Source organism: Rubrimonas cliftonensis, assembly GCF_900107585.1.
GTDB lineage: Bacteria > Pseudomonadota > Alphaproteobacteria > Rhodobacterales > Rhodobacteraceae > Rubrimonas > Rubrimonas cliftonensis.
The window spans coordinates 1-23,665 of the sequence record NZ_FNQM01000034.1; the positions used below are offsets into that span (position 1 = coordinate 1).

The 23,665-nt window shown below is 70.5% G+C and carries 23 protein-coding genes and 3 pseudogenes; 6 read left to right on the top strand and 20 right to left on the bottom strand.

Annotated elements, in window-relative coordinates; all coding sequences use genetic code 11:
* From BLW43_RS24105 to BLW43_RS23770, 12 genes and pseudogenes are all read right to left on the bottom strand, one after another.
* Positions 1-200 (bottom strand): annotated as a pseudogene (locus tag BLW43_RS24105) (hypothetical protein); the annotation flags it as partial.
* 6 nt (positions 201-206) lie between these two features.
* Complete coding sequence (locus BLW43_RS21045; RefSeq protein ID WP_093256504.1) at positions 207-506, bottom strand: hypothetical protein; 300 nt, start codon at positions 504-506, stop codon at positions 207-209.
* 10 nt (positions 507-516) lie between these two features.
* A complete protein-coding gene (locus BLW43_RS21050) occupies positions 517-1,368 on the bottom strand; it encodes a 3-hydroxybutyryl-CoA dehydrogenase (RefSeq protein WP_093256506.1) in 852 nt (283 codons plus the stop codon).
* Between the two features lie 11 nt (positions 1,369-1,379).
* Complete coding sequence (locus BLW43_RS21055) at positions 1,380-1,688, bottom strand: SDR family oxidoreductase (RefSeq protein ID WP_093256508.1); 309 nt, start codon at positions 1,686-1,688, stop codon at positions 1,380-1,382.
* Positions 1,689-1,700: 12 nt separating this feature from the next.
* Entirely contained in the window at positions 1,701-2,648 is a 948-nt protein-coding gene (locus tag BLW43_RS21060) for an HD domain-containing protein (protein WP_217632274.1), read from the bottom strand.
* On the bottom strand, positions 2,641-3,294 hold the full coding sequence (locus BLW43_RS21065) for a 3-oxoacid CoA-transferase subunit B (RefSeq protein WP_093256510.1): 654 nt from the start codon (positions 3,292-3,294) through the stop codon (positions 2,641-2,643). The genes BLW43_RS21060 and BLW43_RS21065 overlap by 8 nt, the downstream gene beginning before the upstream one ends.
* A complete protein-coding gene (locus BLW43_RS21070) occupies positions 3,294-3,947 on the bottom strand; it encodes a 3-oxoacid CoA-transferase subunit A (RefSeq protein ID WP_093256511.1) in 654 nt (217 codons plus the stop codon). Before BLW43_RS21070 ends, BLW43_RS21065 begins: the two co-directional genes overlap by 1 nt.
* A 5-nt stretch (positions 3,948-3,952) precedes the next feature.
* Entirely contained in the window at positions 3,953-5,161 is a 1,209-nt protein-coding gene (locus tag BLW43_RS21075) for an acetate/propionate family kinase (protein WP_093256513.1), read from the bottom strand.
* 10 nt (positions 5,162-5,171) lie between these two features.
* On the bottom strand, positions 5,172-6,587 hold the full coding sequence (locus tag BLW43_RS21080; RefSeq protein ID WP_093256515.1) for a bifunctional enoyl-CoA hydratase/phosphate acetyltransferase: 1,416 nt from the start codon (positions 6,585-6,587) through the stop codon (positions 5,172-5,174).
* Positions 6,584-9,007 carry an alpha/beta fold hydrolase gene (locus tag BLW43_RS21085; RefSeq protein ID WP_245731159.1) on the bottom strand — a complete coding sequence of 808 codons (2,424 nt, stop codon included), beginning with the start codon at positions 9,005-9,007 and terminating at the stop codon, positions 6,584-6,586. The genes BLW43_RS21080 and BLW43_RS21085 overlap by 4 nt, the downstream gene beginning before the upstream one ends.
* 11 nt (positions 9,008-9,018) lie before the next feature.
* Positions 9,019-9,783, bottom strand: a complete 765-nt coding sequence (gene fabI / locus BLW43_RS21090; protein WP_093256516.1) for an enoyl-ACP reductase FabI — start codon at positions 9,781-9,783, stop codon at positions 9,019-9,021.
* Positions 9,784-9,940: 157 nt separating this feature from the next.
* On the bottom strand, positions 9,941-10,123 hold the full coding sequence (locus BLW43_RS23770; protein WP_175479042.1) for a hypothetical protein: 183 nt from the start codon (positions 10,121-10,123) through the stop codon (positions 9,941-9,943).
* Positions 10,124-11,131: 1,008 nt separating this feature from the next.
* On the opposite strand from BLW43_RS23770, the gene BLW43_RS21100 reads away from it, so the two are divergent.
* Positions 11,132-12,211, top strand: coding sequence for an Acg family FMN-binding oxidoreductase (locus tag BLW43_RS21100; protein WP_093256518.1), 1,080 nt, complete (start codon positions 11,132-11,134; stop codon positions 12,209-12,211).
* 446 nt (positions 12,212-12,657) lie between these two features.
* Here the strand turns inward: BLW43_RS21100 and BLW43_RS21105 are convergent, their stop codons facing one another.
* From BLW43_RS21105 to BLW43_RS21125, 5 genes are all read right to left on the bottom strand, one after another.
* Positions 12,658-13,935, bottom strand: a complete 1,278-nt coding sequence (locus BLW43_RS21105) for a TRAP transporter large permease (RefSeq protein WP_093256519.1) — start codon at positions 13,933-13,935, stop codon at positions 12,658-12,660.
* Positions 13,932-14,411, bottom strand: a complete 480-nt coding sequence (locus BLW43_RS21110; protein ID WP_093256520.1) for a TRAP transporter small permease — start codon at positions 14,409-14,411, stop codon at positions 13,932-13,934. Before BLW43_RS21110 ends, BLW43_RS21105 begins: the two co-directional genes overlap by 4 nt.
* Before the next feature lie 70 nt (positions 14,412-14,481).
* The gene (locus BLW43_RS21115; protein WP_093256522.1) at positions 14,482-15,468 is read right to left on the bottom strand and encodes a C4-dicarboxylate TRAP transporter substrate-binding protein; all 987 of its coding nucleotides are present in this window, start codon (positions 15,466-15,468) and stop codon (positions 14,482-14,484) included.
* A gap of 56 nt (positions 15,469-15,524) precedes the next feature.
* Complete coding sequence (locus tag BLW43_RS21120; protein ID WP_245731160.1) at positions 15,525-16,601, bottom strand: Ldh family oxidoreductase; 1,077 nt, start codon at positions 16,599-16,601, stop codon at positions 15,525-15,527.
* Positions 16,598-17,335, bottom strand: a complete 738-nt coding sequence (locus BLW43_RS21125; protein ID WP_093256523.1) for an SDR family oxidoreductase — start codon at positions 17,333-17,335, stop codon at positions 16,598-16,600. The genes BLW43_RS21120 and BLW43_RS21125 overlap by 4 nt, the downstream gene beginning before the upstream one ends.
* 122 nt (positions 17,336-17,457) lie before the next feature.
* On the opposite strand from BLW43_RS21125, the gene BLW43_RS24465 reads away from it, so the two are divergent.
* Together BLW43_RS24465 and BLW43_RS23775 are read left to right on the top strand one after the other, a co-directional pair.
* Complete coding sequence (locus BLW43_RS24465; protein ID WP_281243594.1) at positions 17,458-18,549, top strand: GntR family transcriptional regulator; 1,092 nt, start codon at positions 17,458-17,460, stop codon at positions 18,547-18,549.
* Between the two features lie 531 nt (positions 18,550-19,080).
* Positions 19,081-19,218 carry a hypothetical protein gene (locus BLW43_RS23775; RefSeq protein ID WP_175479043.1) on the top strand — a complete coding sequence of 46 codons (138 nt, stop codon included), beginning with the start codon at positions 19,081-19,083 and terminating at the stop codon, positions 19,216-19,218.
* Between the two features lie 95 nt (positions 19,219-19,313).
* Here the strand turns inward: BLW43_RS23775 and BLW43_RS21140 are convergent.
* Together BLW43_RS21140 and BLW43_RS21145 are read right to left on the bottom strand one after the other, a co-directional pair.
* Positions 19,314-20,634, bottom strand: a pseudogene (locus tag BLW43_RS21140) (MFS transporter).
* Positions 20,635-20,642: 8 nt separating this feature from the next.
* Positions 20,643-20,903: a metal-sensing transcriptional repressor gene (locus tag BLW43_RS21145; RefSeq protein WP_093256529.1), complete on the bottom strand. Its 261-nt coding sequence runs from the start codon at positions 20,901-20,903 to the stop codon at positions 20,643-20,645.
* Between BLW43_RS21145 and BLW43_RS21150 the strand changes: the two genes are divergently transcribed.
* From BLW43_RS21150 to BLW43_RS21160, 3 genes are all read left to right on the top strand, one after another.
* Positions 20,883-21,344 (top strand): hypothetical protein, encoded by a 462-nt coding sequence (locus tag BLW43_RS21150; protein ID WP_139284182.1) that lies wholly within the window; start codon positions 20,883-20,885, stop codon positions 21,342-21,344. The two genes, BLW43_RS21145 and BLW43_RS21150, sit on opposite strands and share 21 nt — an antisense overlap.
* Before the next feature lie 63 nt (positions 21,345-21,407).
* Positions 21,408-22,136 carry a HupE/UreJ family protein gene (locus BLW43_RS21155; protein WP_093256532.1) on the top strand — a complete coding sequence of 243 codons (729 nt, stop codon included), beginning with the start codon at positions 21,408-21,410 and terminating at the stop codon, positions 22,134-22,136.
* Between the two features lie 115 nt (positions 22,137-22,251).
* Positions 22,252-22,776 carry a transmembrane anchor protein gene (locus BLW43_RS21160; protein WP_425441198.1) on the top strand — a complete coding sequence of 175 codons (525 nt, stop codon included), beginning with the start codon at positions 22,252-22,254 and terminating at the stop codon, positions 22,774-22,776.
* A 371-nt stretch (positions 22,777-23,147) separates the two neighbouring features.
* On the opposite strand, the pseudogene BLW43_RS24470 reads toward BLW43_RS21160, so the two are convergent.
* Positions 23,148-23,504: pseudogene (locus tag BLW43_RS24470) on the bottom strand (YkvA family protein); the annotation flags it as partial.
* Between the last annotated feature and the right edge of the window lie 161 nt (positions 23,505-23,665).

Below are 23,665 nucleotides of genomic sequence, written 5' to 3' on the forward strand. Positions count from 1 at the left end.
TCACCGCCCTCGGCATACCCGTCACCGAAGCCATAGGATGAGTCCGTCCGGGGAAAGGGGAAATCCGGCCCAGCCGTGATTTGCTCAACAGAGTCGTCCAGCACGCCCCAGGTGAAGGCGCCATGCGCCCCGCCGCCCTGCAGTGCGAGGTTGACCGTCTTGATGTGCCGGGCCGAGCGTCTCGGGTTGCGCGGTTTCATCACCGATCAGCCGCGAACGGGCGGCAGGGCGACGGCCAGCCTGCCCGCGGCGGTCTCGACCGGAACCGGCGGGTCCGCCGGCGACTGCTCGCGCAGCCAGGCCGCCGCGATCGCGTCGGTGTCGGCGGCCATGGCGGCGGTCGAGAAGACGCTGACGGTGGTGAAGGCGCCGTCGCCCTCGTCAAGCGCGTAGTAGGCCACAAAGCCGGGTTGCGCCCGGAGCCTCGGCGCGAACTCCGCCTCGATGGCGCGCAGCAGCGCCCCTGCCGACGCGACGCCCCTGTAGCGACGGATTGATACGAACATCGTCGGGCCCTCAGCCGTACCGGAAGAAGCCGCGGCCCGACTTGCGACCCAGATAGCCCGCGTCCACCATCTGCTTCAGAAGCGGGCTGGGCCGGTACTTCGGGTCGTCGAAGCCGCCGTAGAGCGTCTCCATGATGTTCAGCACCACGTCGAGGCCGATCAGGTCGCCCAGCGAGAGCGGTCCCATCGGGTGGTTGGCGCCGAGCTTCATCATCTCGTCGACGTCCTCGGGGCTGGCGAGCCCCTCGTAGACGCAGTTGATCGCCTCGTTGATCATCGGCGCCAGCACCCGGTTCACCACGAAGCCGTAGCTGTCCTTGCTGACGCGCGGGGTCTTGCCGACGGCGCGGGTAAGCTCGGTGATCGCGTCGCAGACCGCGTCCTCGGTCTGCAGCGCCCGGATGATCTCGACCAACTGCATCAGCGGCACGGGGTTGAAGAAGTGCATGCCGATCACGCGGCCCGGCCGCGACGAGGCGGCGGCGAGGCGGGTGAGCGAGATCGACGAGGTGTTGGTGGCGAAGATCGTCGCCTCGCCGCAGATGTCGTCGAGCTTCCCGAGCAGCCCGGCCTTCACCTCGAACTTCTCGACGATGGCCTCAACGACGAGGTCGCGGCCGGCGAGGGCGCCGGGGTCCGTCGCCGTCTCGAGCCGGCCAAGCGCGGCCTCGGCGGCGTCGGTGGCGATCTTGTCGCGCTTGACCAGCCGCTCGAGGCTCTTCTCGATGGTGGCGCGGCCGCGCGCGAGGGCGGCGTCGCTGAGATCCTGCATCACGACGGGAAAGCCCGCCATGGCGAAAGTCTGGGCGATGCCGTTGCCCATGGCGCCGGCGCCGACGACGCCAACGGTCTCGATGGTCATGGTCGTGGTCCTCAATGGGCGGTCCAGCCGCCGTCGACGGGGATCGCGGTTCCGGTGATCTGGGCGGCGGCGTCGGAGCGGAGAAGGACGGCCAGGGCGCCGAGCCGGTCGACCTCGACGAACCTCCTGGTCGGCCGGGCGGCCAGCGGCGCGTCGCGCGCCACCGCTTGCCCGGTGATGCCGCGGGCCGTGGCGGTGCCGGGGATCCGCTTCTCCACCAGCGGCGGCAGCGCATGGCCGGGGCAGATCGCGTTGCTGGCGACGCCATGCCCGATCCCGCTGGTCGAGCCGGTCACGATGGCGGTCCTGCGGTCGGTCATCCGGACTTCCTTTCAGCCGGTGTCGTCGGCATAGACCCGCACGTAGCGGCCGCCGACCTCGACGCCGACGAAGCGCTGGTCGAAGTCGAGGCAGAGGCGCTGCGCCAGCGCCATGATCGCCTCGGTCGAGTCGGTCCGGATGCGCGCCATCAGGATCGGCCGGCGCGCGCCCTCGTAGATCGACTCGGCCTGCTGAATCACGGCCGACGGGAAGGTGCGCGCGATGCGGTCGCAGAAACGGTCGACATCGACCGGTCCCAGCGCCCGCCGCTCGGTGTTGGCGAGGTAGATCAGGTGCACCGGCTGGCCGGCGGCCGCGTCGAGCTGCGCGATCGCGCGCGCGCGGCCTTCGACGTCCGCGGCATGGTCCTCGCGGATCGCGCGTTCGCAGGCCGCGGCGGCCTCGTCGAACAGGCTCTCGATCGCCGGGTTCGGGCCGCGGGCGGCGTCCATCAGCGCCCTGCAGCCATCGAGGTAGCCGAGCTTGCGATCGGTCGGCCAACCCGCCGGCGGCGAGGACGCCATGGCGCGCAGGTTCGAGATGAGGTCGGCGGTCTTGACCAGCCGCCCCCGCGGCGACTTGCCCGGCGCCGCCGCGATGCGCGCGCGGCGGCGCTCGTCCTTGGGCAGCGTCATGTCGTCGGAGTTCTCGGCCACGACCCGCGCGACCTCCGCGCCGAAGGCGTCCGCGAGCTCGTCAAGCGTCGCCGGCGTATCCTCGACCACGTCATGCAGGATCGCGGCGAGCAGCGCGTCCTCGTCGGCCCCGCCGGTGACCTCGGCGACCATGGCGGCCACCTCGATCAGGTGGTTGACGTAGGGTTCCTGCGCCGCGCCCTTGCGGCGCTGGTTGGCGTGGGCCTTCGCGGCGAAGGCGAGCGCGGACATCAGCCGCACCACGTCGACGGCGCGCGGCGCGGCCGAAGCGTGTCCGGCGGAAGCGTGGCCGGCGTCAGGCAAGGACCATCTCCGGCGCGTCTTCGGGCGTGATCAGCTGCGCGGCGGTCGCGGCGCGGATCGTCTCGACATCGACGCCCGGCCCCCTTTCGCGCAGCAAGAGCCCCGCATCGGTAGGCTCGATCACGGCCAGTTCGGTCACGATCAGGCTGACGCGCCGCGTCGCCGTCAGCGGCAGGGTGCATTCCGGAACGATCTTCGACTCGCCCCTCGCGGTGTGGACCATCGCCACCAGAACCCGCCGCGCCCCGGCCACGAGGTCCATCGCGCCGCCCATGCCGGGCACCATCCTGCCCGGCACCATCCAGTTGGCGAGGTAGCCGCGCGCGTCGACCTGCAGGCCGCCGAGCACCGTCATGTCGAGGTGGCCGCCGCGGATCAGGCCGAAGCTCATGGCGCTGTCGATGCTGGCCGCGCCCGGCACGGCGGTCACGAAGCCGCCGCCGGCGTCGGTCAGGTTCTCGTCCTCCATGCCCTCGGGCGGCCGGGCGCCAAGGCCGATGACGCCGTTCTCGGCCTGGAAGAACACGTTCACGCCCTGCGGCAGATGGTTGGCGACCAGGCTCGGCAGGCCGATGCCGAGATTGACCAGAGAGCCGGGACGCACCTCGCGCGCGACGCGGCGGGCGATGATTTCCTTCGCGTCCATCAGTGCGCCCTCTCCAGCAGATGGTCGACCAGCACGCCGGGCGTCTTGACCGCGTCGGGCGGGATCATGCCGAGCGGCACGATGTGGTGGGGCTCGGCGATCACCGTTTCGCCGGCCAGCGCCATGATCGGATTGAAGTTGTGCGCAGTCAGCGTGTACTCGAGGTTGCCGACGTAGTCCGCCCGCTCGCACGCCAGCAGCGCGAAGTCGCCCCGGATCGGCTTCTCGATCAGGAAGGTCTCGCCATCGATCTCGATGGTCTGCTTGCCCTCGGCCACCAGCGTACCGACGCCGGTGGCGGTCAGCACGCCGCCAAGGCCCACGCCGCCAGCCCGGATGCGCTCGACCAGCGTGCCCTGCGGCACGAGCTCGACATCGATCTCGCCGGCGATCATCTTCTGCTGCGTCACCGGGTTCAGCCCGATGTGCGAGGTGATCACCTTCGACACCAGTCCCGCGCAGACAAGGCGGCCGACGCCCCGATCGGGCATCGCCGTGTCGTTGTTGACGATGGTCAGGTCGCGCTGGCCGCGGGTGAGGATCGCGTCGATCAGGCGGTGAGGCGAACCCACCCCCATGAAGCCGCCGACCAGCAGCACCGCGCCGTCGGGGATCATCTCCGCGGCCTCGGCGGGTTTCAGGGCCTTCTTCACACCGGTCACTCCGCTGCGGCCCGGGCCTCGCCGCCGATCAGGGCGACGGCGGCGCGGGCGATCACGATTTCCTCGTTGGTGGGGATGCGCAGCACGCGCACGCGGCTGAACTCCGCGCTGATGACGCGCGCATTCTCGGCGTTGGCGCCCTCGTCGAGCTCGAGGCCGATCCAGCCCATGCCATCGCAGACCCGCGCGCGGATCTCGTGCGCGTTCTCGCCGATGCCGCCGCAGAACACGAGCGCGTCGAGACCGCCGAGCGCCGCGGCGAGCGCGCCAAGCTCCCGGCGGATCCGGAACACGAAATAGTCCACCGCCTGCCGCGCGGCGTCGGTTCGCGCGGCCAGCAGCTCGCGCATGTCGTTCGAGAGCCCCGAGAGGCCCAGAAGCCCCGACCGGCGGTAGAGCAGGTCCGAGATCTCGTCGGCCCCCATGCCCTCCTGCTGCATCAGGTAGAGCAGCACGCCCGGATCGAGCTGGCCGCACCGGGTGCCCATCGGCAGGCCGTCGAGCGCGCTGAAGCCCATGGTCGACGCCACCGACCGACCGCCAAGCAGGCCGCACATCGAGGCGCCGTTGCCCAGATGCGCGACGACCACCCGGCCCGCGTGCAGATGCGGGGCGACTCGCGCCAGCTCGCCCGCCACATAGTCGTAGCTGAGGCCGTGGAAGCCGTAACGGCGCACCCCCTTGTCGTAGTATTCCCGCGGCAGCGCGAAGGCGTCGTTGACGAAGGGGTGCGCGCGGTGGAAGGCGGTGTCGAAGCACGCGATCTGCGGCGCGTCGGGGAAGGTCGCCGCGGCCGCACGGACGCCCGCGAGGTTGTGCGGCTGGTGCAGCGGCGCGAACGGCGACAGCCGCTCCAGCTCGGCCATCTCCGCCGCGCCGACCCGGATCGGCCGGTCATAGGCGACCCCGCCGTGGACGACGCGGTGGCCGACGCCGATCACCCGCGCCGCCGGGAACCGCTCGCGCAGCAGCGCCAGCACGGTGGCCAGCGCCGAGACGTGGTCGGCGCCTTCCGCGGCGGTCAGGTCGCGCTTCACGAGGCTGGCGCCGTCGCCGTCCTCGGCCTTGATGCGCGGGCCGTCGCCGATGCGCTCGACAAGGCCCGTCATGCGGGCGGCCGGCGCCGCGCCGGCCTCGAACAGCCCGAACTTGATCGAGGACGAGCCGGCGTTGACGGTCAGGACGCAGTCTCTGGGATCGGCCATTGCGCGCCCCTCACTGCGCCGCGCGGGCGGCCGGCGCCGCCGTGACGCCGGCGAGCCGCGCCCAGTGCGCCGCGGCCACGGCGCAGGAGACGAGCCGCGCCTTCTCGCCATCCGCCCGCGAGGTCAGGATGATCGGGCAGGCCGCGCCCAGCACCACGCCCGCCGCCTCGGCGCCGCCGATGAACGTCAGCTGCTTGGCCAGCATGTTGCCGGCGTCGAGGTTCGGCGCCACCAGCACCTCGGCGTGGCCGGCCACGGCGCCGCCTATGCCCTTGGTGCGCGCGGCGGCGATGCTTACCGCGTTGTCCATCGCGAGCGGCCCGTCCACCACGCCGCCGGTGATCTGGCCGCGCTCGTTCATCTTCGAGAGCAGCGCGGCGTCGACCGAGGACGGAATGTCCGGGTTCACCGTCTCGACCGCCGACAGCACCCCGACCTTGGGCACGGCGATGCCGATCGAGATCGCGAGGTCGATGGCGTTCTGCACGATGTCGACCTTGGTGCGCAGGTCCGGCGCGATGTTGATCGCGGCGTCGGTGACGAGCATCGGATGGCTGACGCCGGGGATGTCGACGACGAAGACATGCGTCAGCCGCCGGCCCGTCCGCAGGCCGTTCTCCTTGCGGAGCACGGCGCGCAGCAGTTCGTCGGTGTGCAGATGGCCCTTCATCAGGGCGCGCGCCTGGCCCGACGCAACGGCGTCGACCGCCGCATTGGCCGCGCGCGCGTGGCCCGCCACGTCGACGATCGCAACGCCGTCTAGGCTTTCGCCGAGCGCCGCCGCAGCGGCCTCGATGAGCGCCCGATCGCCGAACAGGATCGGCTCGATGATGTTGCACTGGCGCGCGAGCAGCGCGCCGCCGAGCGAGTTCTCCTCCTCGGGCGCCACGACTGCGGTGGGCAGCGGCGGCAGCCCCTCGACCCGCTCGAGCAGCGCGTCGAAATGCAGATGCCTTCGCACCACCAGCCCCGGCAGCTCATGGGCGTGGAAAGTGATGAGCGCCTGCGGCGCGACCACCTCGGCGCGACCGGTCAGCAGCGTCGCGCCGTCGGCGACGCGGCTCACCTCGGTTTCGAGCGCCACCACGCCCTCGGGCAGCTTCTCGCGCACGGTGACGCGCGCGATCAGCTCGTCGCCGGCCTGCGCGCGGTCATGGAAGATCAGCGTCTGCGAGCGGTAGAGCGTGCCGGCGCCGGGCAGGATGTTGCCGAGCACCGCGGAGATCAGCGAGGCGACCCACATGCCCGGCGCGACCGCGTCCGACCGGCCGTCCCCGTCGGGGTCGTGCTGCGGCAGGTGCATCGGGTTGTGGTTGCCGGAGGCGTTGGCGAAGACGATCAGATCCTCGGCCGTGCAGAGCCGACGCAGCTCGGCGGTCTCGCCGACCGCCAGCGAGTCGTAGGGGTGATTGACGAGTTCGGTCATGCGCCGTCTCCCGTCAGGAGCGCCGGGCGCAGCGGGTTCTCGATCACGTCGTCGGTGAAGGGCGGCTGCTCCAGGATCGCCGCCATGCGCCGCAGCGCGTCGAGGGTCGCCGGGGCCATTTCGTCGATGCGGCCGGGCACATAGCGCGCCACGCGCATGGCGAGCGCGCGATCCTCGGGGTCGGGCAGCAGCTTCGGCAGCGTCTCGAACGCCCGCTCGCGCTCGAAGGTCGCGATCAGCGACTGCTCGCGGATCACGAGCGCCCGGCGCTCGGGCGAAAGCTGGGCGAAGGGTCCGTCCCCGGCCATCAGGCCCGCCGAGCGCTCCAGCCGGTCGCGGCGCACGTCGCCGCGGCTGTCGGCCAGCAGCACCAGCATGCGGATCACCGCCTCGACGAAGCCGCCCTCCTCGATGCGCTGGACCGCCGAGACCACTTCCGGCAGGCCCTTCAGCTCGGCCGACAGCTTGCGGGTGCGGCCATGGGCGTGGCTCGCGCCGTAGGCCCGCGCGAGCGGCCCGCCCCATAGCGCGAAGAAGGTCTGCTCGTAGAGCATGTCGCGCAGGTCGCGCGCCACGTCGATCGTCTGCTCCAGCAGCTCGGCGGCCGCGCTCTCGGCTGCGACGAAGGGATTGTCCTGCGCCGCGGGCTGGCGGTCGCGGGCGACCGCGGACGCCATCATCTTCATCATCGCGCCCATCGGCCCCGGCGCCGCGGCCATGCCGCGCTGCACCCGCAGCGGGTGCATCCTCCGGGCGAGCTCGGCGGCGGCGGGCGTCACCATCGCGCGCACCATCGGCCGCATGAAGGTGGCGTAGAGCTCCGCCTGCAGTTCCGAGGCGCGGGCGACCGCGGCGAAGGCGTTCTCGTCGCGGCCCTCGCCGCAGATCTTGCGCAGGTCGTCGAAGCGGCGCTCCGCGAAGCTCACGGTGAAGCTGCGCGCCTGGCCCTCGCCGGTCGCGCTCTCGATGCGCATCTCGAAAAGGCCCGGCGGCAGCGCCTCGATGGTCTCCATGACGGAGGCCATCTGCGTGTGCTCCTTCTGCGCGATCTTGGCCGAGACGAAGATGCCGAGATGACCGACCTCCTCGTGCATCATGTAGACGATGCGCTGGCCCCGGATGCGGATCTCCTGCTCGTCGGCGTAGCTGCCGACGATCCAGCCCAGCGCCTGCTGCGGCGGCGTGATGTTGTCGCCGTGGCTGGCGAACACGATGATCGGGCTGCGGACGTTCTTGACGTCAACGGTGCGGCCAGGCTCGAGCTGCGCCATGCCGCGCACCAGCCGGTTGCCGACGAAGATCTGCTCGACGATCCAGCGGATTTCCGACTCGTTCAGCCGGAAGAAGCCGCCCCACCAGCGCTCGAACTCGAGGAAGCGGCCGCGCTCGCTGTCGATCTTTGAGAAAAGGTCGTAGTACTTAGTGAAGTAGCTGCGACTGGGGTTCAGCTTCTCGAAGTTCTCGACCAGATGGGCGCCGTCGAAGACGCCGCCGCCGAGGTCGGACAGGAACATCGGCGCCCAGGCGCCGGCCATCACGCCGGCGTTGTAGCGCATCACGTTCGTCCCGACCTCGCCCGCCCAGGGCTGGACCGGCGCGCCGTTCAGCACGATCGGCCCGGTGATGTCGGGGTTGGTCGCGGCGAGCAGCAGCGTCGCCCAGCCGCCCTGGCAGTTGCCGATGACCACGGGCTTCGGCGCCTGCGGATGACGGCGCTGCACCTCGCGGACGAACTCGGCCTCGGCGCGGGTCACGTCGGCCAGCGTCTGGCCAGGCTCGGGATCGCGGCGGAAAGACACGAAATAGGTCGGGTGGCCCTGCTTCAGCGCGACGCCCACCTGGCTGTCGGCCTTGAAGCCGCCGATGCCGGCGCCGTGGCCCGCGCGCGGGTCGATGATCACATAGGGCCGCTTCGTCGGGTCGAGGGCGACGCCCGGGGGCGGCGTGATCGCCAGCAGCTGATAGTTGCACGGCCGCGGCAGCGCGGCGCCGTCCATCGCAATTTCGTAGTCGTAGATCAGCACCGGCGGGCAGCCGGCTTCCTCGTGGGCGACGAAGATCTCGCCGCGCTCGCGCAGCGCGTCCGCGGTCAGCGCGAAGCGCTCGGCGCGGTCGCGCAGATACTCCGACCATGCCGCCGCCAGCGCACCGCCGCCGGCCTGGGCGCTCCATGCATGCGACAGCGCGCCGGCTGCGCCAGCAAGGCGCTGCAGCGTGTCCTGAAGGCGCGCCTGATGCGTTTCGGCGATGGTTGCGCCCTGGCGCGACGCGGCGCGCAGCATGAGGTCGGACTGCGCCGAGACCTCCGCCATCAGCCGCGTGGCCTCTTGCAGCGCGAGGCCGGGATCGGTGCGCGGGTCGCCGTCCATCGGAAGCTTCAGAAGCGCGGCGGCGTCGAGGGGAGACTGCACGACGTTCATGGGATGTATCCTCAGCCGATGATGCTGTAGCCGCCGTCGATCGCGTGAACGCCGCCGGTCACGTTCCTCGCCTCGCGGCTTGCGAGGAAGGCGCAGTAGGCGCCGACATCGTCGATGGTGGCGAGCGCATGGGTGGGCGCGCGGGCGGCCGCGGCGTCGAGCAGCGCGTCGAACTCGGCGATGCCCGACGCCGCGCGGGTCTTCAGCGGCCCGGGCGAGAGCGCATGCACCGAGATGCCCTTGGCGCCGAGTTCGGCCGCCGCGTAGCGGGTGACCGACTCGAGCGCGGCCTTGACCGGCCCCATGACATTGTAGTGCTCGACCACCTTCTCGGAACCATAGAAGGTGACGGTCATGCAGGCGCCGCCCTCGCTCATCAACGGCTCGGCGCGGCGGATCATGCGCAGGAAGGAATGCACCGAGACGTCCATCGCCAGCGTGAAGCCCTCGGCGGAGCAGTCGATCACCCGGCCGTGCAGGTCGTCCTTGGGGCAGAAGGCGATCGAGTGCACGAGCGTGTCGAGCTTGCCCCAGCGCGCTGCGACCTCGGCGAACAGCGCGTCCATCTGCGCGGCGTCCCGCACCTCGAGCGGCATGATGATCTCGGCCCCGAGCGCTTCGGCGAGCGGCCGCACATGGGGCTCGGCCTTGTCGTTGAGGTAGGTGATCGCGAGGTCGGCGCCCTGCGCGCGCAACGCCTGCGCGCAACCGTAGGCGATGGACTGTTCGTTTGCGATGCCGACGACCAAGGCGGTCGTTCCTTTCAGAGAGAACATCCCGTGCCTCCTCCAAGCCATGAGCAGGCTAGCCGTTCGCGCGACGTCAGTGTGTGAATATACTGCGATGCAGCACGTCCCGACCGGCGCGGCGGGCGACGCCCTCCGCGCGGATGCACGGAAAGCCCTTGGCAGCCTGCCGCATGGGCCTCGGCGCTCATCGGATGTCGACCGCCTCGGACAGCCCCGGCGCAGCCTCCACGTCGACGCCGCGATGGCGCGGGGCGCTCTCGATGCGGGTGTCGCCGAGCAGGATCGCGCCGCGCGCAGGTTGCCGGTCCGCTTGTGGAGGGTGTGCGCCGCGGCGAGCGCGCGCCGCAGTCCGCACCGTCGCGGCCACGACCGCTCCCCCGCGCGGACCAGCCGGCCGCATTGGCGCGCGATCATGGGGGCGCCGTCATGCAGAAGGTTGGCGAACGCATGTTCCTCGATCGAAACGCTCGCAACGTCAGCAGCTTGCGGACCGGCGCGCGCGTGGTCTCGCTCGGCTCGAACTGCACCGGCCGACCGGTCCCGCGCCGCGCCGCCGTCGCCCGGCGGCGGTTCTGACCGCCGGAGACCAGGTCGCCGATGCAAAGCCTCGCAAGGTCGAAGCAGCGCAGCTTGGCGCGTCGATGGCCAGGTCGACGAGCGCGCGGTCGCGCAGGCTGGCGCGGCCGCCAGGTTCGAAGCGGATCGTCCGGACCTCCCCGGGCTTCGGCGCCCGCTCGGGTGCGGTCCTGCAGACGCGGCTGCGGACGGCCGCCGCGGGGTCCGCGGCTCCTTGTCGCAAGCGTCGGCGCCGCGGAGATCCACGAAGTCGGCGTCCGCTGCGGTGCGGACGACCGTTCATGCGTCCGGACGAGCCGCCCAGCGCCGGCGTCTTGCGGGGGTGCGGTCATCGGACCGTTCGGCGGCAGGCGTCGACAACGCCAGCCGTCGAGAAGCGCACCGTCAGCCTGCCCGAGGAGCATTCGGCCGCCATTGACCGCATCGTTGCTTCCGGCGCCTGCGCCTCGGTCGGCGAGCCCGTCCGCGCGGGCCTGCGCGCCTTGGAGGATTAAGGCCGCGTCCATGAGGCAATGAAGGACGACCCGTGGCGGGCGCGCGACATCGGGGATGTCTTCGGCGCAGTTCGCGCGCGGCATGCGCGCCCTCTGGCGGGGCGCGCGTGAAGGAGCGCCCCGTCCCCTTTTCGCCGCAGGGGCAGGCCGTTCCTGAAACGATCCACGATCTCAACGCCGGTGTAGCGGGCCGAGGCGCGGCGTCCGGCGCCGGAAGCCATGGGCTCCCGGCGTTCACCGGCGGCGGGACACTGAGGCCGATCCGGATCAAGGCGCGCCGGCGCCGAATCGGCCATTGTCGGCGCATGACGACCGACAGACGAATCTTCATCGGCGCCGCCGTAGCGGGCGCGGCGGCCATCGGCGCAGGCCTCTGGTGGCGTGGCCTCTCGGCGCCCTACGTCGCTGCGGCCGATCGCCTGACGTCGCCCCTTCCGCCCCGGCCCGAAACGTCCGACCTCGTCCGCTTCGCCACGCTTGGCGCGAACGGGCACAACACCCAGCCCTGGCGGTTCTCGGAGAGGGCCGACGGTCTCGCCATCGCGCCCGACTTCTCCCGCCGGACGCCGGTCGTCGATCCTGACGACCATCACCTTTACGCCAGCCTTGGCTGCGCCGCCGAGACGCTCGCCATCGCGGCCCGCGCCCGCGGCCTGTCCGGAGAGGTCGTCACGGCCGGACCGGAGGGCCTGGCGATGGCGCTCCGACCCGCCGCGCCGGAGGAAGGCGCGCTCTTCGCCGCGATCCCCGAACGCCAATGCACCCGGAGCGTGTATGACGGCGCGGGCCTGACGTCCGGAGAGGTGCACGCCCTGGCCGCCGAAGCGGACGTACACGGCGTGGCGGCGATCTGGCGCGAGGGAGCGGCGACCGAGCCGATCCTCGATCTCGTGATCGCCGGCAACACGCGGCAGATGGCCAACCCTGCCTTCGTGGCCGAACTCAGGGAATGGGTTCGCTTCAACGGCGCGCACGCCGCCCGAACGGGCGACGGCCTCTACGCCGCCGCCTCCGGCAATCCGACTGCGCCCGAAGCGGTCGGGCGGCTTCTGTTCGACGCCTTCTTCCGGACCGAGGCCGAGAACGACAGGTACGCCCGCCACATCCGCTCCTCCGCCGGCGTGTTCACGCTGGTCGCTCCGTCGGACGACCCCGCCGGCTGGATCGCGGCGGGGCGCGCCTATCAGCGGATGGCGCTCCGCGCGACCGCCATGGGCCTCCGCAACGCCTTCGTGAACCAGGCCGTCGAGGAGCCGGCGATGCGCGCCGATCTTGTCTCGCTCCTCGACCTCGGCGCGATGCGGCCGAACCTCGTCTTCCGCGTGGGGCGGGCGCCGCCGACGCCGCGCTCGCTCCGCCGACCGCCCGAGGCGGTCATCGACTGACGCCTCGGCCCCCGGCGTCCCTGCCTCGCATGATGTGCCGGTGGTCGCGGCCGCGCCCTGAAGCGGACGGTCGGACACCGCGGGCACCCCATGGTTCCGATCGGCTTGACATGCTTTCATCTCCGTACCCCGAAAGGGGCTGCGACGTCCCCGAGAACCGGAGCCCGCCCGCACGCGGCTGATCGGCCGCGACGACCGCCGGACGCTCGCATCCATCGCCCCGGCGGACGCAGCGGAAGCGGTCGGGCGCGCCCCGGGCCTGTGTCGCCCGGGGAGATGGCCGTCTGGATGCGCGAGCCACTTTGTCGTCCGATCGCCGCCTGTTCCCGTCGGGTCGCGACAGGCCTCGAAAGGACGACCGGATCAGGTCACGATCCCGCACCATCGAAAACGCGGCCGCGCGAGCGCGCCCCCGCGGTCGGGGTCGAGGGAACCTTCCGCACGGATCATATCAGCGCGCGGGGCAGGAAGAGAACGAGGTCCGGCAGGAACACGAGGGCGAGCACGACGAGCATCACCGCCAGAAACAGCGGCGCCGCCGCCCTGCTGTAGGCCGGGACGCCGCAGTTGAGGATCGAGCAGACGGAATACATCGCCGCGCCGACGGGCGGGGTGAAGTTGCCGATCGTGGCGGCGATGATGAAGACGATGCCGAAATGCACGGGATCGCCGCCAAGCGACCGGATCAGCGGCAGGAGGATCGGCGTCAGCATGATGATGAGCACTGTCGCGTCGATCACGAAGCCCGCGAGGATGACGGCGAGCGCGACCGCGACCATCACCGCTTCGAGCCCGCCCGGCAGGCCGACGATCAGGCCCGCGATCGTTTCGGGCGTCCGCTCCAGCACCATGACGTAGCTGAGCGGGGCCGATACGGCGATCAGCAGCATGACGGCTCCGATATCGGCGACCGTGTCCGACATCGCCGCGCCGAAGCCGCCGCGCGTGAGCTCGCGGTACACCACGATCCCGATGATCAGCGCGTAGACCACCGCCAGCGCGCCGATCTCGGAGGGTGTGAAGAAGCCTGACCGCAGGCCCACGAGCAGGATCACCGGGAAAAGGATCGCCCAGAGCCCCGCGCCGATCGCCCCGATCACCTCGCGCCGGGGGGCGCGGGCGGCGCGCTCGGGCGGCCAGCCGTTCCGGCGCGCGGAGACCGCGACCGCCACGGCGAGCGCGCCCCAGAGCAGGAGCGCCGGCAGGATGCCGGCCGCGAAGAGCCGTCCGATCGAGACCTGCCCGATCGTGCCGTAGAGGATCATCCCGATCCCCGGCGGGATGACCGGCGTCAGGATCGACCCGAAGGACAGGACCGCGGCGGTGAACCCGCGCGAGACGCCGCGGGCCATCATCTCGCCCCCCAGCATCCGCGCCTGCATCGAGGCGTCCGCGATGGCTGATCCCGAAACGCCCCCCATCATCGCCGACAGCGCGAGCGAGGCCTGCGCGAGCCCGCCCCGCATGTGGCCCAGCAGCGTCGTGGCGAGGCCGAGCAACCGCCGGGTGAGGCCGGTGTGGTTCATCAGGTTGCCGGCGAGGATGAACAACGGCACCGCCAGAAGCGCGAAGTTCTGGGTCTGGGTGATCGTCTGCTGCGCAGGGATCGTGTAGGGCAGGTCGGGGTTCTGGAGGAAGAACATCGCCGCCGCCCCCGCGATGGCGAAGGCCACGGGCATCCCCATGAGCAGGAACAGCGCGAAGGCGGCGATGACGAGGATCATGTCTGCGCCCTTGGACGCGCGCGCCAGTGGTCGCGGATTTTGCCCAGCGTGGTGAGGATCATCAGCGCGCAGCCGACGGGAAGCGCTGCGGTGACCCAGGAATAGGAGATCTCGGGCATTCCCTGGAAGGTGCGGGTCCGGCTGATCCACGCGAGCCAGCTCCCCGCCACGACGCCGTAGCCCAGGATCGCGAGGACGACGGCGTGGTTCGCGAGGTCGAGCCGCCAGCGCGCCGCGGGCGGCAGGCGGTCGGGAACCAGCCTGAGGGCGGTCAGCCGGTTGCGGCGCCAGGCCACGTCGGCCGACAGGAATGTGGCCCAGGCGAAGAAGCAGGTGGCGAAGTCGATGGTGGCGTTGATCGGCGTCCGCATGAGCCGCGCGGCGCCGCCCGTGAAGATCATCGCGACCATGGCGATCACGAAGGCGCCCGCGAGCCATACCTCGGCCCGCCGCAACCTGCCCGTCATGCCGTCCATGTCCTGCCCTTTCGTGGTCGGAGGCCCCGGCTGACGCACGGAGCCCCTCGCCATGATGTCGCGGCGGGCGTCAGTTCGCGAGTTCGCCGCGGATCTGCGCCGCCGCCTCGCCTAGTCCGAGCACCTCGAAGGCTTTCAGGCCCGCGGCGCGGAACGCCTCCATGTCGATGTCCTCGACCACCGTCATGCCGGCGGCCACGAGCTGCCGCTTGGCGGCCTCCTGCACGTCGGCGATGCGGTTCGATGTCGCCTGCCCCGCCGCACGGCATTCCTCGACCAGCACGCCCCGGATGTCCTCGGGAAGGCCCTGGAACCACTGCTCGCTCACGATCTGGAAGTTGACGAGCAGGATGTGCCGGGTCTCGTTGGCGTATTCCAGCACCTCGTTCATGTTCCGCGCGGTGATGTTGGAGTAAACGAGTTCCGCCCCGTCGATCGCCCGGTTCTGGAGGCCCGAGTAGACGTCGCCGAAGGCCATCGCCACGGGCTCGGCCCCGAGCGCGCGGATCGATTCCTGCCAGATCGGCGCCGGGGGCGTGCGGATGCGCTGCCCGGCCAGGTCCTCGGGCGTGCGGATCGGCGTGTTGGTGAAGAAGTTGCGCTCGCCCTGCACCCAGTCGAAGCATACGACGCGGATGCCGTGGTCGGCGGCGAGTTCATCGAGCCAGCCCTGCATCGTCGGGCTGTCCGTCAGCGAGAACGCCTCTTGCTTGTCGGCGACAAGATAGGGTCCGTTCACCACCGCGATGCTCGGGACATAGGTTCCGAGCCGCGCCGAGTCCGTGTTCTGCCCGATGTTCGCGCCCTGCCGGATCTGCTCGATGATGTCCTCCTCGACGCCGAGCTGGGCGGAGTGGAACACATCGATCTCCAGCCTGCCGCCGGTGCGCTCCCTCACCCGCTCCGCCCAGGCGAGGAAGCCCTCGTGGAACGGCTCCGCCGGGCCGAGGACGTGATTGAAGCGCAACGTGAAGTCCTGCGCCGCCGCGGGCGAGGCGAGAAGGAACGCAGCCGCCGCGCCGCCGAGAAGGGCCTTGAGCGTTCGTGTCGTCGTCATGGTTTTTCCTCCCTGTGCTTGTTCCGGGATCCGCCATCCGCGGCCCCGGGCGGTTTTCAGTCGTCGAAGGGCAGGGCGGCGCCGGTCTCGCCCGCGAGCCGCCGGAAGGCCGCCGCGGTGTCGGGGTCGAGCGGGACGCCCTGCCGGTTCCGCCGGTCGCGCTCGGCCCATTCGCGGTCGCCCGGCGCCATCACCCGGCCGCCCTCGACGGCGGGCGAGGCGCGGAGCGCGACGAGGTAGCGCGCGATCGCCCGGGCCATCGCCTCGGCGCCCACGAAGGCGGCGGGGTCGAGCGCCAGCACGAAGGCGCCGAGCCCGCGGGGGGTCGAGAAGTCCGGGCCGCCCATCGCAAGCAGATCGCGGCTGAGCCCGCCGCCGGTCAGGACCGCCGCGAGGATCTCCGCCATGCCCGCAAGCCCGGCGCCCTTGTAGCCGAACGCCCCGCCAAGCGGCGCGAGCATCTCGACCGCCTCGGGCGCATGCGTGTCCCGCCCCGCGACGTCCGAGGCGACGGCCTCGGGCAGGGGTCGGCCGGTCGAGGCGCAGAGGAGGACCCGGTTGAACGGAATGGCGCTTGTCGCCATGTCGAACAGCCACGGGTCGCCGCCGGGCGCGGGCGCCGCCATCGCGATCGGGTTCGTACCGTGGAACCGAGCCGCGCCCTCGTGGAGGCGCACGAAGGCGTCGGAATTGCCGAAGACGAGCCCGACCTTGCCGCGTTCGGCGATCCGGATCGCATAGGCCCCGGCCGGGCCGAAATGGCTGCTGTCTCGGATGCCGACCGCGCCGACCCCGGCCTCGACCGCCATCGCGCAGGCCTCCTCGGCCGCAGCGTAGGTCGGCAGGGCGCCCTGCGCATGGTCGCCGTGCATGATCCCGGCGGCCGCCGCCCTGCGCTCGAACCGCAGCCGCGGCGCGCCGTTCAGACGGCCGCCGCGCAGGCCTTCGACGTAATGGGGCAGCAGGCGCACGCCGTGGCTGTCCACGCCGTGGAGGCTGCCGTGCATGACGGACGCCTGGCAGGCCTCGGCCGAAGCAGCGTCGGCGCCTGCCGCCCGCAGCACGGCGAGGCAGAAGGTCGACAGCCTGTCGGGCATGACGTTGAGGAGGCCGGGCGGCGGCAGGGGGTTCACAGCGTCTGCCCTCCGTCGATCACCAGAAGCTGGCCGGTCATGAAGGCCGCCGCGTCCGAGGCGAGGAACACGGCGGCCTCGGCCATCTCCTCGGGGCGGCCGAGCCGCCCCATCGCCTGCCGCGCGACGAAGGCCGCCCGCGTCGCGCCCGGATCGGGCGTCGCGGCGATCCGGGCCCCAAGCGAGGGCGTGTCGGTCGTGCCGGGGCAGAGCGCGTTGCAGCGGACGCCGTCGCCGACATGCTCGCGCGCCACCGCCTTGGTGAGCCCGATCAGCGCCGCCTTGGAGGTTCCATAGGCCGCGCGGTCGTTGACGCCGGTGATGCTGGAGGCGACCGAGGCGACGTTGACGATCGCGCCGCCGCCCCGCGCGATCATCCCCGGCAGCACGGCGCGGATCAGGCGCATGGGCGCCAGGACATTGACCCGCCAGCTCTCCTCCCAGTCGGCGTCGCGGCTGCCGATCACGCCGCCCGCGACGACGAGCCCCGCGCAGTTCACGAGGATGTCCGCAGGTTCCGCCGACAGCGTGTTCTCCGCCTGCGGATCGGTGACGTCGAGCGCCATGCACCGGATCGCGGGCGCGAGCTCCGGAAGGTCTGCGAGCTTCGCAGCGCTGCGGCCGATGGCGAGGACGCCGGCGCCCTCGGCGGCATAGGCCAGCGCGATGGCGCGGCCGATGCCCTGCCCCGCGCCCGTCACGATCGCCCTCTTTCCCTTCAGTCGCATCGCCATCTCAAAAGTGTCTTGTGCATCCACTCGACCATATAGTGTATGCATTAGACAATCTGGTTCGGACTTGCAACCATGTTCGGGAAGGCGTTCAAGCGGAGGCGTCGGGTCATCGAATGGACGGCATGCAACGGAACGACTCGGAGACGACCGGAGGCAGGCTGCACGCGAGGATCGCGGACATCCTCGCAGCCGAGATAGCGGGCGGCGTTCACCCCCCCGGACGGCACATGGTGGAGACGCAGCTGGCCGAGCGGTTCGGCGTGTCCCGGGCGCCGGTCCGGCTTGCGCTCGCCCGCCTCTCGCAGGACGGCTGGCTGGACTATGCGCCCGCGCGCGGCCACTCCGTCCGCAGCGACCTCCCCGCGGCGGAGACGCATGACGACGGCGAGGCGGATGCGCGGCGGGGCGACAGGGACATCGGGGCCCGCCACGCCTGGGAGGCGATCCACGCCGAAGTCGAGGACGCGATCACCGCGCGGATGGCCTTCGGAAGCTGGCAGGTTCCGGAAACGGCGCTGGCCCGCACCTTCGGCGTCAGCCGCACCGTCGCGCGCGACGTCCTCGCCCGACTCCAGGGCCGAGGTCTCGTCCGGATGGACGGGGGAAGGTGGGTCGCTCCGGGCTTGAGCCCGCAGCGCGTTGACGAGCTCTACAGGCTGCGCGCGCTTCTCGAACCGGCGGCGCTTCGCGAGATCGGGTCATCGCTGCCGCCGGGCCTTGTTGAGACGTCGATCCGGCGGCTGGAGGAGGCCGCCGCGGGATGTGCTGACGGCGCCGCGCTCGACGGGCTGGAACAGGATCTCCACGTCGATCTTCTGTCGTTCTGCGCCAACAACACCCTTCTCGAGGCGATCCGACAGCCGCAGTCCCTCCTGATCGCGCACCGTTTCCTCTACCGCGCCACGGCTGAACTCTTCGAGACCGAGCCGTTCATCGAGGAGCACCTCGGGATAGTCCAAGCTCTCGCTCGCGGCGAGGTGGACGTGGCGACCGCGCGACTGCACGACCACCTGATGGATTCGCGGCTTCGCGCCGTTCTCCGTCTCAGGGCGCTGGGCAGTTTCGACGGACTGGAGGACGTTCCTTACCTCAAGCCATCGTCGAGGCTGCCGGCGGCCCGGCCATTCGATGGGCTTGCAGATAAGAAAGTCCGCCTCGCCGGTGATCAAGGTCCGAAGCGGGGGGGCAGGTCACTGCGCCAGCCGTTGGGCTAGTTGGTGGTTCATGACCAGTCACTGACGGCATTGCTTTTCGTCAAAATCGCTTAAGGCCAACATTTACAGCCAGACACGCCGAAGAACGCTTCGGTGGCCGGTCCTCGTCAACCCGACTACCGCAAAACCAATATGGAACATTTTTATTGTAATATTTTCAGAATAAAATTCCCTGATGAAAAATTCACATAGATTGAACCATGCTTATATTATAAGGGGCGATCCTAGTATTGGTGGTCGTTTTCAAATGAGTAGTTCCGCCTCAATAGCAACAGGGTAGTCGGCGCCGAACTCGGCCGAACATCCGCGCATCTCGAGGCGCATCTCGAACCGAGTTGTCCGGGCGCCACCTGCGCCCCTCACGGCCGCAGCGTTCATGCGGAGGATCATCTCCACACCCTGCACGACCGGCGCGGCGGATTGCTCCGTCTGCGCTGTCGGGCGCCCGACAGCCTTCGCCGACCGTATCACGCCGACGACCCTGGGCGCTTCGTCCAGCTCATCGACCTCTTCCGCGTCCGCACAAGGTTCATGTCGGCCGCGAACGGCATGGAGGCCAAGGCCATGCGCCTCGGCCTAGCGAAGGGCCCGATCCGGTTCGAGGACATCCTCCACTGGCTGCCGCAGCGGCCCGAGGGCAGAGACGACGCGCTTCACGCGGCCGAGTGATCTGTCGCGCATGGCGGAACGCCGAGGATTTTCGCGACATGCATGCGCTTTCGGCTTGAGCGTGTCCGCCTAGAGTGCTGACGCGTCCCCGCCGCTCAGAGCTGCGAGGCCCAGCGGGGGTGCTGGTCGTCGACGACGAACGAATGCGCGTGTCGGCGCTCGCCCTTGAGGTGGGGATGATCGAGCGGCAGGTTTTCGTGGGTGTGCTCCAGAATCTCGAGGGCGTCGGATGGCCAGAGCCGCAGCGCCGCCAGCGCGCCGGCGGCCGCCAGCACGGCGAGGCGCCCGAGCGCGGCGACCGGCCCGAACCACGTCATCAGCCAGCCCGAGAGCGGATAGGTGACGAGCCAGCAGGCGTGGCTGAGCGCGAACTGCGCCGCGAAGAGCGCAGGCCGGTCCTCGGCATGCGCCGAGCGGCGCAGAAGGCGGCCGGACGGCGTCAGCACCGCCGAGTAGCCCAGGCCGACCACCAGCCATGCGCCGAGGAGGGCGGGCCATGCGAGGCCAAGGGCGGCGATCTCTCCGGCCAGCGCGAGCAATGTCAGCACCATGAGCGCGGCGCCGCCAACCATCACCGGCCGATCCGGAATGCGGTCGAGCACCTCGGGCAGCGCCAGCGCGGCCAGCATCGAGCCCGCGCCGAAGGCGAACATCGTCAAGGCCAGCGCGCTGTCGGGCAGCGCCAGCCTGCCGCGCACAATCACTACCGAGTTGAGAAGCACCATCGCGCCCACCGCAGCGGCGGCGAGGTTCAGCGCCAGCAGCCCGCGCAGGCGCGGCGCGGCGAGGTAGATGCGGACGCCCCGCGTGGTGCGATCATAGACGCCCCGCGGCTCAGTCGCCTTCGGGCTGGGCAGCAGCACGGACACGACCAGCAGCGCCGAGGCGGCGAAGCCCGCCACCGTGCCGAGAAACAGGGAATTGTAGCTCATCGCCGCCAGCAGCAGCGCCGCCAGCGTCGGGCTGACGATGTGCTCCAGATCATAGGCCAGCCGCGACAGCGAGAGCGCGCGGGTGTAGCGCGCCTCGTCGGGCAGCACGTCCGGGATCGTCGCCTGGAAGGTCGGCGTGAAGGCGGCCGAGGCCGATTGCAGCACGAAGATCAGGAGGTAGATCTGCCAGATCTCGGTGACGAAAGGCAGGCAGAGCGCCGCGCCGGCGCGGATGACGTCAAGACCCACCAGCAGCGCGCGACGGTTCACATTGGGGGGCGAAGGCCCCGGCGATCGGGGCGACGCCGACATAGGCGACCATCCTGATGGTGAAAACCGCGCCCAGCACCATCGATGCGCCGTCGCCGGCCAGATCGAAGGCAAGGAGCCCGAGCGCGACCGTCGCGAGGCCGGTCCCGAGCAGCGCTGCGACCTGCGCGAGAAAAAGATGGCGATAGGTGCGGTCGGCGAGGATCTCCAGCATGGTCGCTCTCAAAGGTAGCGGGCGATGGCCTTCAGCGCGTCGCGGTCCGCGGGGGAATGGTCGGCGTCGAGGCAATGGTCCACATGGTCGTGGATGAGCGCGCGCTTGGCGTTCGCCACCGCCTTCTCCACCGCCTGCAACTGCTGCGCGACATCGAGGCAAGGCTTGCCCGCCTCGATCATCGCGATCACCGCGCGCAGATGGCCGTCGGCGCGTTTCAGCCGGGCGATCACGGCGGGATGACTTGCATGGACATGAGCCTTCGCCATAGAAGACGGATATCCCCCCGGGGGGGATATGACAAGACGGCGCCTCTGCGGGCCGCGAGCGCGAACGAGCGGACGGACAAGGAACTGATGACACCTCTGGCGACATTCGGAAGGCGGGCGTCTGCGACGCTTCTCTGCCTGTCGCTGGTGATCTGGTCCGTCACGCCGGCCATGAGCCATGCGCCTACGTCATTCGAGACGATTGAAGGCCACCTTGAGCTGATCGCCGAGCACGGGCATTCGCATGGCTTCGAGGAAGACCTCACCTGGGCGATGCACGGCCACGGCCACGACGCGGCCGACCACGATCACGGGCAGGCGCTTGCGGTCCCTGGCGACAGAAACCACTCGGCGTCGGTCTATCGGGATGCGTGGCGGTTGAAGGCCTCGCCCGGCGGCGCCCATTGGACCTTCAGGATCGAACGACCTCCGCGCGCCTGATCGGCGCCCCGCGCACGCCGCGTGGGTTCACCGATCATTCACAGCACGAGCGGAGACCTTTCCATGACATCGAGCTCAAGGGGCCTGCACGCGCCGGCGTTGCGCCGCGCGGCGGCCCTGCCGCTTGCGGCGCTGGCGCTCTGCGCCTCGAGCGCAGCGCAGGCGCTCGCCCATGCCGTCACTCCGGGTGACGCCGGCTACATCCAGGAAATCTGGGGGGTGCACATCATCCCCTTCATGTATCTCGGCGCCAAGCACATGGTGACGGGATACGACCATATCCTGTTCCTTCTGGGCGTCGTCTTCTTCCTCTACCGGATGAAGGACGTCGCCATCTATGTCAGCATCTTCGCCATCGGCCATTCGGTGACGATGCTGGCGGGCGTCTGGTTCGGCTGGGGCGTCAACGCCTACATCGTCGACGCGATCATCGGCCTCTCGGTCGTCTACAAGGCGCTCGACAACCTGGGCGCCTACCAGCGCTGGTTCGGGGTCCAGCCGAACACGAAGGCCGCAACCCTGATCTTCGGGCTGTTCCACGGGACCGGGCTGGCGACCAAGATCCTCGACTACCAGATCGCCGAGGACGGGCTGCTGCCCAACCTGCTCGCCTTCAACGTCGGCGTCGAGATCGGCCAGATCCTCGCGCTGGCGGTCATCCTCATCGTCATGGGCTTCTGGCGGAAATCGCCGGCCTTCTTCAGGCAGGCCTACACCGCCAACGTCGTCATGATGTCCATGGGCTTCGTTCTCGTGGGCTACCAGATCGCCGGCTACTTCGTGGCCGCCTGAGAAAGTGGAGACACGGATGTTCAACGCAGAGGAACCCAGCCTCGAAGAGCTGCCGAGCTCGGCGTAGCTGATCCGGTCGACCGTCATCGCGGCGGTCGCGGCCCTGGCGATCCTCGTGACGGTCGTGCTTCCGGCCGAATACGGGATCGACCCGACCGGGGTGGGCCGCGTGCTCGGCCTTGCCGAGATGGGAGAGATCAAGCAGGAACTCGCCGAGGAGGCCGAGCAGGACGAGCGGCTGCACGGCGGCGGCGGGCCTTCCTCCAGCCTGCTCGACGGGGTCTTCGGCCTTTTCGTCGGCGCGGCGCACGCCCAGACGGCGGAGCCGTGGCGGGACGAGATCACCTTCACGCTCGCGCCGGGTGAATCGGCGGAGTGGAAGCTGCTGATGACCAGGGGCCAGTCGGCGGAGTACCGCGTGATCGTCGAGGGCGGCCGGGTGAACTTCGACCTGCACGGCCACGGCGCCGGCCAGTCGATCACCTACGAGAAGGGCCGCGGCTCCACGGGCTCCGAGGGCGCCATCCTCGCGGAGTTCGACGGCGAGCATGGCTGGTTCTGGCGCAACCGCGACGACACCGCCGTGACCGTCGCGCTCAAGGTGCGCGGCGCCTACGGCGAACTCGTCGAGAGCCGGTAGCGAAAGCGGGGTCGGCGCTACGGGACAGGCGCGCTTCGTCCATCTGTGGACGGCGAGCGTGGCGGGACTGGGCGCCGACCTCCCGCGCCTCTCGAACCCGCGATGTCCGCACGGTGGTCCGACCCTCGCCCTCAGTTCCGGCTGAAGTCGGGGCGCGGCATTCTGATCGGCCCACGAAGGAGACAGCGGGGGTCGGGACGCTCACGGCGGCGCGAAGGCTCACAAAGGCCGCCGGGGGTGGTGAGCGGGACGGCGAGGCCGCACGCCGGCGATCTTCCGGAGGCGCTGGCGCGGATCGCAGGCGCGACTGCAAGGAAGCGCACCGCGATAGCGACGGTTATCCGCGCAATGAGCGGCTATGGCGACGACAGTCACCAGAGGGCGCAGCCGAATGCCGCGAGCCAGATGGCGATGACGACGACCATCCCGCGGCGGCTCACCGGCCGCTCGACGCGCCGCCCGGCCTCGACCCGGAACTCATCCATTAGCCGCCCGGGGATCAGCCGGATCGCCAGCATGACGCCGAGCGGCAGCAGGATCGCGTCGTCGAGATAGCCGAGCACCGGGATGAAGTCCGGGATCAGGTCGATCGGCGAAAGGGCGTATCCCGCCACCAGCGCGGCCGCCGCCTTCGCCCTCCATGGCGTCCGGGGATCGCCCGCTGCGATCCATAGGGCGACGATGTCCTGCTTCACCCGCCGCGCCCACTCTCGTCCGCGAGCAAGAATGTGCTCCGTGTTCATCAACGCTCTCGCCAATGCCGGTTCCGCATGCCCTCGGCGTGTAGCACAAACGGGGACTCTGTTGAGCAAATCACGGCTGGGCCGGATTTCCCCTTTCCCCGGACGGACTCATCCTATGGCTTCGGTGACGGGTATGCCGAGGGCGG